We start from the raw sequence: 8,994 nt of genomic DNA on the forward strand, positions 1-8,994 counted from the left end.
GACCCGCCCCCTCCCCCCGTCCGCCTCGTGGTCAGGTCCGGCTCGGGAGGCGTCCGGCGGTTAGGCTCTGGCCAGGAAGAGTGGAGTCGAGGGAGGACGGGGATGACGGCGCCGGGGCGCAGAAGCAGTACGTTCTCTCGGCTGCTGCGGCACGGGTTCACCGACGCCTCCGCCGCCGAGCGGCTTCTCGACGCGCCCGAGCTGTCGGCCGTCCGCAATGACCCCGTCCTGCTGGAGGCCCTCGGTGCCACCGCCGACCCGGACCTCGCCCTGCGCGGACTGGTGGCGTTGCTGGAGGCGCAGCCGGGCGACGCGGCCCGGCGGGAGCTGCTGGACACCGTGATAGCGGCCAAGCCCCTGCGGGACCGGCTCTTCGGTGTGCTCGGCGCCTCCGCCGCCCTCGCCGACCATCTGGCCCGGCATCCGCGGGACTGGCAGGCCCTCGTGATGTACGAGCCGCAGGATCTGCATCCGGGAGTGGAGGAGTTCGAGCGGGGGCTCGCCGAGGCCGAGGACCCCGTCGCGCTGCGTGTCGCCTACCGGCGCTGTCTGCTGTCCGTCGCCGCCCGTGACGTGTGCGGCACCACCGATGTCGCCCAGACGGCCGCCGAGCTGGCCGATCTCGCGACCGCGACCCTGCGTGCCGCGCTCGCCCTGGCGCGGGCCGCGGCACCGGAGGACGCCGCGCTGTGCCGGCTCGCGGTGATCGCCATGGGCAAGTGCGGCGGCCACGAGCTGAACTATGTCTCCGACGTCGATGTGATCTTCGTGGGGGAGGCCGTCGACGGGGCCGACGAGCAGAAGGCACTGCGTGCCGCCACCCGGCTGGCCTCGCACATGATGCGGATCTGCTCCGAGACGACCGTCGAGGGCTCCATCTGGCCGGTGGACGCGAATCTGCGGCCCGAGGGTCGCAACGGCCCGCTCGTGCGGACGCTGAGCAGCCATCTCGCGTACTACCAGCGCTGGGCGAAGACCTGGGAGTTCCAGGCTCTGCTGAAGGCCCGCCCCGTCGCCGGTGACCTGGAGCTGGGCGAGGAGTACGTCGCCGCGGTCGAACCGCTGGTGTGGAAGGCCGCCGAGCGGGAGAACTTCGTCGCCGACGTGCAGAAGATGCGCCGCCGCGTCGTGGAGAACATCCCCGTGGCGGAAGTGGACCGTGAGCTGAAGCTCGGCCCGGGCGGGCTGCGGGACGTCGAGTTCGCGGTGCAGCTGCTGCAACTGGTGCACGGCCGCGCCGACACCTCCCTGCGCAGCGGTACGACGCTGGACGCGTTGCGGGCGCTCGCCGCGGGCGGCTATGTGGGCCGCGCGGACGCCACCCAGCTGGACGAGGCGTACCGCTTTCTGCGGTCCATGGAGCACCGCATCCAGCTGCACCGGCTGCGCCGTACCCACCTCGTCCCCGAGGACGAGGCCGACCTGCGCCGCATCGGGCGCTCGCTGGGCCTGCGCACCGATCCGGTGGCCGAGCTGCTGCGCGAGTGGAGACGGCACACCACCGGCGTACGGCGGCTGCACGAGAAGCTGTTCTACCGGCCGCTGCTCGACGCCGTGGCGCAGCTGCCCTCCGGCGAGGCGCGGCTGAGCCCCGAGGCGGCACGCGAGCGGCTCGTCGCGCTCGGCTACGCCGACCCGGCGTCCGCGCTGCGGCACCTGGAGGCCCTCGCGTCCGGTGTCACCCGCAAGGCGGCCATCCAGCGGACCCTGCTGCCGGTGCTGCTGGGCTGGTTCGCGGACTCCGCCGACCCGGACGCGGGCCTGCTGAACTTCCGCAAGGTGTCCGACGCGCTCGGCAAGACGCCGTGGTACCTGCGGCTGCTGCGGGACGAGGGCGCCGCCGCCGAGAACCTGGCCCGTGTGCTCTCCGCGGGCCGGCTCGCGCCCGACCTGCTGATGCGGGCGCCGGAGGCCGTCGCGCTGCTCGGCGACGGCGACGGGGCGGGCCTCGCGCCGCGTACCCGCGCCCACCTGGAGCAGGAGATCCTCGCCGCGGTCGGGCGGGCCGACGACGCCGTGCAGGGCGTCACCGCGGCCCGTGGCGTACGGCGCCGTGAGCTGTTCCGTACGGCCGCCGCCGACATCGTCGGCTCCTACGGCACCGAGACCCAGCCCGCCGAGGCCGACCAGGGCGCCCTCGTCGATCTGGTCGGCGCCGCCGTGTCCGACCTGACCGCCGCCACCCTCGCCGGGACGCTGCGCGTTGTCGTGCGGGACGGCTGGGGGGACACCCTGCCGACCCGGTTCGCGATCATCGCGATGGGCCGGTTCGGCGGGCACGAGCTGGGCTACGGCTCCGACGCCGACGTGCTGTTCGTGCACGAGCCGCGCGACGGCGTCGACGAGCGGGAGGCCACCGACGCCGCGAACAAGGTCGTCGCCGAGATGCGGCGGCTGCTGCAGATCCCCAGCTCCGACCCGCCGCTGCTGATCGACGCCGATCTGCGGCCCGAGGGCAAGTCGGGTCCGCTGGTGCGCACCCTGAAGTCGTACGAGGCGTACTACCGCCGCTGGTCCCTGGTGTGGGAGACACACGCCCTGCTGCGCGCGGAGCCGGTCGCCGGCGACGAGGAGCTGGGGCGCCGCTTCGTCGAGCTGATCGACCCGCTGCGCTACCGCAGGGGCGGCCTCGCCGAGGACGACGTCCGGGAGATCCGACGGCTGAAGGCACGTATGGAGTCCGAGCGGATGCCCCGCGGCGCCGACCCCAAGCTGCACACCAAGCTGGGGCCGGGCGGGCTGTCCGACGTGGAGTGGACGGTGCAGCTGCTGCAACTGCGGCACGCCGCCGAGGTGCCCGGGCTGCGTACGACCCGCACGCGTGAGGCGCTGGCCGCGGCACGGGAGGCCGGGCTGATCGGCGCCGAGGACGCGGAGACCCTCGACGAGGCGTGGGTGCTGGCCACCCGTGTCCGCAACGCCGTGATGCTGGTGCGCGGGCGCGCGGGGGACACCTTCCCGAGCGGTGGCCGTGACCTGGCCGCGGTCGGCCGCTACCTGGGCTACGGTCCCGGCCACGCGGGCGACATGCTGGATGCCTACCGTCGTACGGCGCGCCGGGCGCGGGCGGTGGTGGAGGAGCTGTTCTACGGGGCCGGGGAACGCCTTCAGGGCCCCTGACGGACGCCGGGCGGCCCCAGCGGCTTTCGCCCCCCGCCAGGCCCATCAGGCCCCGTCAGGCCCCCGTCGGGCCCGCCCCCGTCGGTCCGTCCTCGCGTCAGGCCGCACGCCCCGTCGCCACCCGCGTCCGCCGCGCCGTGTCGTCGCCGCCGTCCCCCGCGTCGTCGCGGGCGCTGCCCGGGACGCGGCGGGGCAGGGCGTACGGGAGGGCGCCGTACCAGAGGCGGGCCACCGTGAAGCCGAACGCGAGGCACAGGACGCCACCGACGGCGTCGAGCCAGAAGTGGTTGGCCGTGGCGACGATGACGAGCAGTGTCAGAGCCGGGTACAGCAGGCCCAGCACCCGCACCCAGGGGACGCGGGCCAGGAAGAAGATCGTGAGCCCGCACCACAGGGACCAGCCGATGTGCATCGACGGCATGGCGGCGTACTGGTTCGACATGTGTTTCAGGTCGCCGGAGGCCATCGACCCCCAGGTCTGGTGCACCAGCACGGTGTCGATGAAGTCGCCGCCGGTCATCAGGCGGGGCGGGGCGAGCGGATACAGGTAGTAGCCGGCCAGGGCGACGACGGTGGTCGCGAAGAGGGCGAGGCGGGTCGCCGCGTACCGGCCGGGATGGCTGCGGTACAGCCACACCAGGACACCGAGCGTCACCACGAAGTGCAGCGTGGCGTAGTAGTAGTTCATCCCGACGATCAGCCAACCCACCGAGTTGACGGCGTGGTTGACGGTCTGCTCGACGGCGATGCCCAGATGGTGCTCGACCTGCCAGATCCAGTCGGCGTTGCGCAGCGCCTGGTCACGCTGTTCCGGGACCGCGTTGCGAACGAGCGAGTACGTCCAGTAGCTGACCGCGATCAGCAGTACCTCGAACCACAGTCGCGGCGTCCGCGGCCTGCGGAACCTGCCCAGCGGTCCGGGCCCCGGACCGGCCGCGACAGGCCGCCGAACGGCCTCTGCGCGGCCCCCCGGGGGCGTGACGGTCGTGTCGCCCATGAGCACAGAGTCTGCCAGAAAAGCCATCCCCGACCGATCATCCCCTGGTCGGGTCCATCCCGCATCTTCTCCACCCTATGGAGGAGTTACGGGCGATTCCGGTCCCCAGGGGCCGAAGCGGTCGAACCGCGCACCACCAGTTCCGGCATGAACACGAACTCGCTGTGGGGTGCGGGAGTCCCGCCGATCTCCTCCAGCAGGGTGCGTACTGCGGCCTGCCCCATCGCCGGGACCGGTTTGCGGATCGTCGTCAGCGGCGGGTCGGTGAAGGCGATCAGCGGCGAGTCGTCGAAGCCGACCACCGAGATGTCCTTCGGCACGTCCAGGCCGCGCTGCCGGGCCGCGCGTATCGCGCCGAGCGCCATCATGTCGCTGGCGCAGACGATCGCCGTGCAGCCGCGGTCCATCAGCGCCGTGGCGGCGGCCTGACCGCCTTCCAGGGTGTACAGGGAGTGCTGGATCAGCTCGGACTCGATGGTCTCGGCGGGCAGACCGAGCTGGTCCTGCATGGCGCGCAGGAAGCCCTCGATCTTGCGCTGCACCGGCACGAACCGCTTGGGGCCGAGGGCCAGGCCGATACGGGTGTGGCCGAGGGAGGACAGGTGGGTGACGGCGAGGGTCATCGCGGCCCGGTCGTCGGGGGAGATGAACGGCGCCTGCACCTTCGGGGAGAACCCGTCCACCAGCACGAACGGCACGCCCTGGGCGCGCAGCTGCTCGTAGCGCTGCATGTCGGCGGTGGTGTCGGCGTGCAGTCCGGAGACGTAGATGATGCCGGCGACACCGCGGTCGACGAGCATCTCGGTCAGCTCGTCCTCCGTGGACCCGCCCGGCGTCTGTGTGGCCAGCACCGGGGTGTAGCCCTGCCGGGTCAGTGCCTGCCCGATGACCTGGGCCAGCGCCGGGAAGATCGGGTTCTCCAGCTCGGGGGTGATCAGGCCGACCAGACCCGCGCTGCGCTGCCGCAGCCGTACGGGGCGCTCGTAGCCGAGGACGTCGAGCGCGGCCAGCACGGACTGGCGGGTGGTGGCGGCGACGCCCGGCTTCCCGTTGAGGACCCGGCTGACGGTCGCCTCGCTCACCCCCGCCTGCGCTGCGATGTCGGCAAGCCGTGTGGTCACGGCATTGGACTGTACCGGCCGGAAGTCACCTTGCACACCGATCCGGCGCCGGGTGCGGGCGGTGGGGCGGCCCGCGGTGGGCTGCTTCGGCATTGCGCTCCCTCGTGCAATCGATGGCAAGAGCTTGCAGAGTCTTGCACAAGATGTGCCCGGTCTGCGCCGGTGCGGTCGCAGATCGGCCGGAAAGCAGGCGCTCTCCGAGGTCGCGCACGGGTCTCCCGGCTGTTTCGGGCCGGTCTCACGGCGGTCTACGAGGGGTCACGCGCGGGTAACTTCCGAGATCTCTTGCACTTTTTTTCTGCAAGGTCTTTCGCGCCGCTTACATGGCTGTTACGTTCCCTGTCGCCCGGCCGCGGCAAAGGCGCAGTCGGCACCACTCGGGCTTTTTCACCCTCAAGGAGAACTCATGCGGCGTGGCATAGCGGCCTCCGCGCTGGTGGCGTCCCTCGCCCTGGCGGCGACGGCCTGCGGCGGCAGTGACAGCGGCGACAAGGCCGACGGCCCGGTCACCATCACCTGGTGGGACACCTCGAACGCCACGAACGAGGCGCCGACCTACCAGGCGCTCATCAAGGAGTTCGAGGCCGCGAACAAGGACATCAAGGTCAAGTACGTCAACGTCCCGTTCGACCAGGCGCAGAACAAGTTCGACACCGCCGCCGGCGCCCAGGGTGCGCCCGATGTGCTCCGCTCCGAGGTCGGCTGGACCCCGGCCTTCGCCAAGAAGGGCTTCTTCCTGCCGCTGGACGGCACCGAGGCCCTCGCCGACAAGGACAAGTTCCAGCCGAACCTGCTGAAGCAGGCCCAGTACGAGGGCAAGACCTACGGCGTGCCGCTGGTCACCGACACCCTCGCCCTGGTCTACAACAAGCAGCTCTTCGAGAAGGCCGGCATCACCGAGGCGCCGAAGACCTGGGACGACCTGAAGAAGGCCGCCGCCACGATCAAGGACAAGACCGGCGTCGACGGCTACTGGGGCTCCACCGCCAGCTACTACGCGCAGCCGTTCCTGTACGGCGAGGGCACCGACCTGGTGAACGCCGACGCGAAGAAGCTCACGGTGAACTCGGCCGAGGCGAAGAAGGGCTACGGCACCTGGCTGAGCCTGTTCGACGGCAAGGGCCTGCACAAGGCGGACACCACCGCCGACGCCTACGCGCACATCCAGGACGCGTTCGTCAACGGCAAGGTCGCCGCGATCATCCAGGGCCCGTGGGAGCTGACGAACTTCTACAAGGGCTCGGCGTTCAAGGACAAGAACAACCTCGGTATCGCCACCGTCCCGGCCGGCTCCGCCGGCAAGGCGGGCGCCCCGACCGGCGGCCACAACCTGTCCGTCTACGCCGGCTCCGACGAGGCCCACCAGAAGGCCGCGCTGAAGTTCGTGAACTTCATGACGTCCGCGAAGTCCCAGACGGCCATCGCGCTGAAGAACTCCACGCTGCCCACGCGTGACGACGCCTACACCGCCGAGGTCAAGGCCGACCCGGGCATCGCCGGCTACCAGACCGTGCTGCCCGCCGCCCAGCCCCGCCCGGCGCTGCCCGAGTACAGCTCGCTGCTCGGCCCGCTCGACACCGAGCTGGCCAAGATCGCGGCCGGCAAGGAGTCCCTGGACAAGGGCCTGAGCAACGCCGAGGTCTCCCTGGCCAAGCTGGTGCCGGACTTCAGCAAGTGAGTCCGTGTGGCCGCCGGATCCCCAGCCCGCGGGGGGAGGGATCCGGCGGCCACCGGCCTGTGCGCCGTACTCCCTGATCGTCTTCGAAGGTGCCGAGAACCATGACAGCAGTGGCCCAACGCCTCAAGCACAGCTACCAGAAGCACTGGTACGCCTACGCCATGATCGCCCCCGTGGTCGTCGTGCTCGGCGTCCTCGTGGTGTATCCGCTGGTGTACGGCCTGTATCTGACGCTCACCGACGCCGACAGCCTCAACAGCGCCCGCACCATCGGCGTCAATCACATCGACGCCACCTACAAGTTCGTAGGCCTGGACAACTACCAGGACATCCTCTTCGGCGACACGGCCTACGACCGTTTCTGGTCCCACTTCATCTGGACGATCGTGTGGACGGCGCTGTGCGTCGCCCTGCACTACTCGATCGGTCTGGGCCTCGCCCTGCTGCTCAACCAGAAGCTGCGCGGCCGTACCTTCTACCGGCTGCTGCTGATCGTGCCGTGGGCCGTGCCCACCTTCGTCACCGTCTTCGGCTGGCGGATCATGCTCGCCGACAGCGGTGTCATCAACAGCTTCCTCGACAGCCTCGGCCTGCCGTCGCCGGCCTGGCTGGAGGACACCTTCTGGCAGCGGTTCGCCGCGATCATGGTGAACACCTGGTGCGGTGTGCCGTTCATGATGGTCTCGCTCCTCGGCGGCCTGCAGTCCATCGACTCCTCCCTGTACGAGGCCGCGGAGATGGACGGTGCCAGCGCCTGGCAGCGGTTCCGCTACGTCACCCTGCCCGGTCTGCGGTCGGTCAGCTCCACCGTGGTCCTGCTCGGCATCATCTGGACCTTCAACCAGTTCGCCGTGATCTTCCTGCTGTTCGGACGGACCTCCGCCCCCGACGCCCAGATCCTCGTCACCTGGGCCTACTACCTCGGCTTCGGACAGCAGCCGCGTGAATTCGCCGAGTCGGCCACCTACGGCATGCTGCTGCTGGCCATCCTCGTCGTCTTCACCTCCTTCTACCGCCGCTGGCTGAACCGCAACGACCAGCAGCTCACGATCTGAGGCAGGAGTTCCCCATGAGCACGACCACAGCCCCGGACTCCGCCGCCGTGCAGCGGACCGCGACGGCGGCCACGCCCCCCAAGCGCCGCCGCGGCGAGCGCGGCCTCGTCGCCTCCCTCGCCTCCCACGGCCTGCTGATCGCCGCCAGCGTCATCGCCCTGTTCCCGGTCGCCTGGCTGGTCTTCCTCTCCCTCGGCCCGGACAAGGACGACTATCTGCACCCCGGCAAGATCTGGGGGAAGATGACGCTGGACAACTACTCGTACGTCCTGCAACACACGAACTTCTTCGACTGGCTGAAGAGTTCGCTGATCGTCTCCCTCGGCACCACCGTGATCGGCGTCCTCATCGCCGCCACCACCGGCTACGCCGTCTCCCGCATGCGCTTCCCCGGCTACAAGAAGTTCATGTGGGTGCTGCTGGTCACCCAGATGTTCCCGGTGGCCGTGCTGATGGTGCCGATGTACCAGATCCTGTCGGAGCTGAAGCTCATCGACAGCTACCTCGGTCTGGTCCTGATCTACTGCACCACCGCGGTCCCGTACTGCGCCTGGCTGCTGAAGGGCTACTTCGACACCATCCCCTTCGAGATCGACGAGGCCGGACGCGTCGACGGCCTGACCCCGTTCGGCACGTTCGTCCGCCTGATCCTCCCGCTGGCCCGGCCGGGCCTGGCGGTGGCCGGCTTCTACAGCTTCATCACCGCCTTCGGCGAGGTCGCCTTCGCCACCACCTTCATGCTCGACGACAGCAAGTACACCCTCGCCGTCGGCCTGCAGAGCTTCATCAGTGAGCACGACGCCCAGCGCAACCTGATGGCGGCCACCGCGGTGCTGATCGCGATACCGGTCTCGGCCTTCTTCTACCTCGTGCAGAAGAACCTGGTGACCGGCCTCACCGCGGGCGGCACCAAGGGCTGACCCCCCTGGCAGACGACTCCCGCGCGCCCGTCGCGCGGGTAGGCGGTCGCGGTGCCCATCCGACCCCGCTGTCACCGCGACCGCCTCGTCCTCCCGCCCCCCC

General features: G+C 70.5%; 6 protein-coding genes. 4 read left to right on the forward strand and 2 right to left on the reverse strand.

The features are described from left to right. The first annotated feature begins 102 nt into the window (after nucleotides 1–102). Nucleotides 103–3,120 carry a bifunctional [glutamine synthetase] adenylyltransferase/[glutamine synthetase]-adenylyl-L-tyrosine phosphorylase gene (locus tag MTQ10_RS23665; protein ID WP_247472140.1) on the forward strand — a complete coding sequence of 1,006 codons (3,018 nt, stop codon included), beginning with the start codon at nucleotides 103–105 and terminating at the stop codon, nucleotides 3,118–3,120. Nucleotides 3,121–3,217: 97 nt separating this feature from the next. Here MTQ10_RS23665 and MTQ10_RS23670 read toward each other — a convergent pair whose 3' ends face one another. Next, nucleotides 3,218–4,117, reverse strand: coding sequence for a phosphatase PAP2 family protein (locus tag MTQ10_RS23670; RefSeq protein ID WP_247472141.1), 900 nt, complete (start codon nucleotides 4,115–4,117; stop codon nucleotides 3,218–3,220). Between the two features lie 86 nt (nucleotides 4,118–4,203). Beyond that, entirely contained in the window at nucleotides 4,204–5,238 is a 1,035-nt protein-coding gene (locus MTQ10_RS23675) for a LacI family DNA-binding transcriptional regulator (RefSeq protein WP_247472143.1), read from the reverse strand. A 406-nt stretch (nucleotides 5,239–5,644) separates the two neighbouring features. On the opposite strand from MTQ10_RS23675, the gene MTQ10_RS23680 reads away from it, so the two are divergent. From MTQ10_RS23680 to MTQ10_RS23690, 3 genes are all read left to right on the forward strand, one after another. After that, nucleotides 5,645–6,916 carry an extracellular solute-binding protein gene (locus MTQ10_RS23680; protein ID WP_247472144.1) on the forward strand — a complete coding sequence of 424 codons (1,272 nt, stop codon included), beginning with the start codon at nucleotides 5,645–5,647 and terminating at the stop codon, nucleotides 6,914–6,916. A 101-nt stretch (nucleotides 6,917–7,017) separates the two neighbouring features. Further along, on the forward strand, nucleotides 7,018–7,971 hold the full coding sequence (locus tag MTQ10_RS23685) for a carbohydrate ABC transporter permease (RefSeq protein ID WP_308404594.1): 954 nt from the start codon (nucleotides 7,018–7,020) through the stop codon (nucleotides 7,969–7,971). Nucleotides 7,972–7,985: 14 nt separating this feature from the next. Beyond that, the gene (locus MTQ10_RS23690) at nucleotides 7,986–8,891 is read left to right on the forward strand and encodes a sugar ABC transporter permease (protein ID WP_247472146.1); all 906 of its coding nucleotides are present in this window, start codon (nucleotides 7,986–7,988) and stop codon (nucleotides 8,889–8,891) included. Nucleotides 8,892–8,994 lie beyond the last annotated feature (103 nt).

Origin of the sequence: Streptomyces sp. XM83C, from assembly GCF_023072675.1 — a bacterium.
Taxonomy (GTDB): domain Bacteria; phylum Actinomycetota; class Actinomycetes; order Streptomycetales; family Streptomycetaceae; genus Streptomyces; species Streptomyces thermocoprophilus.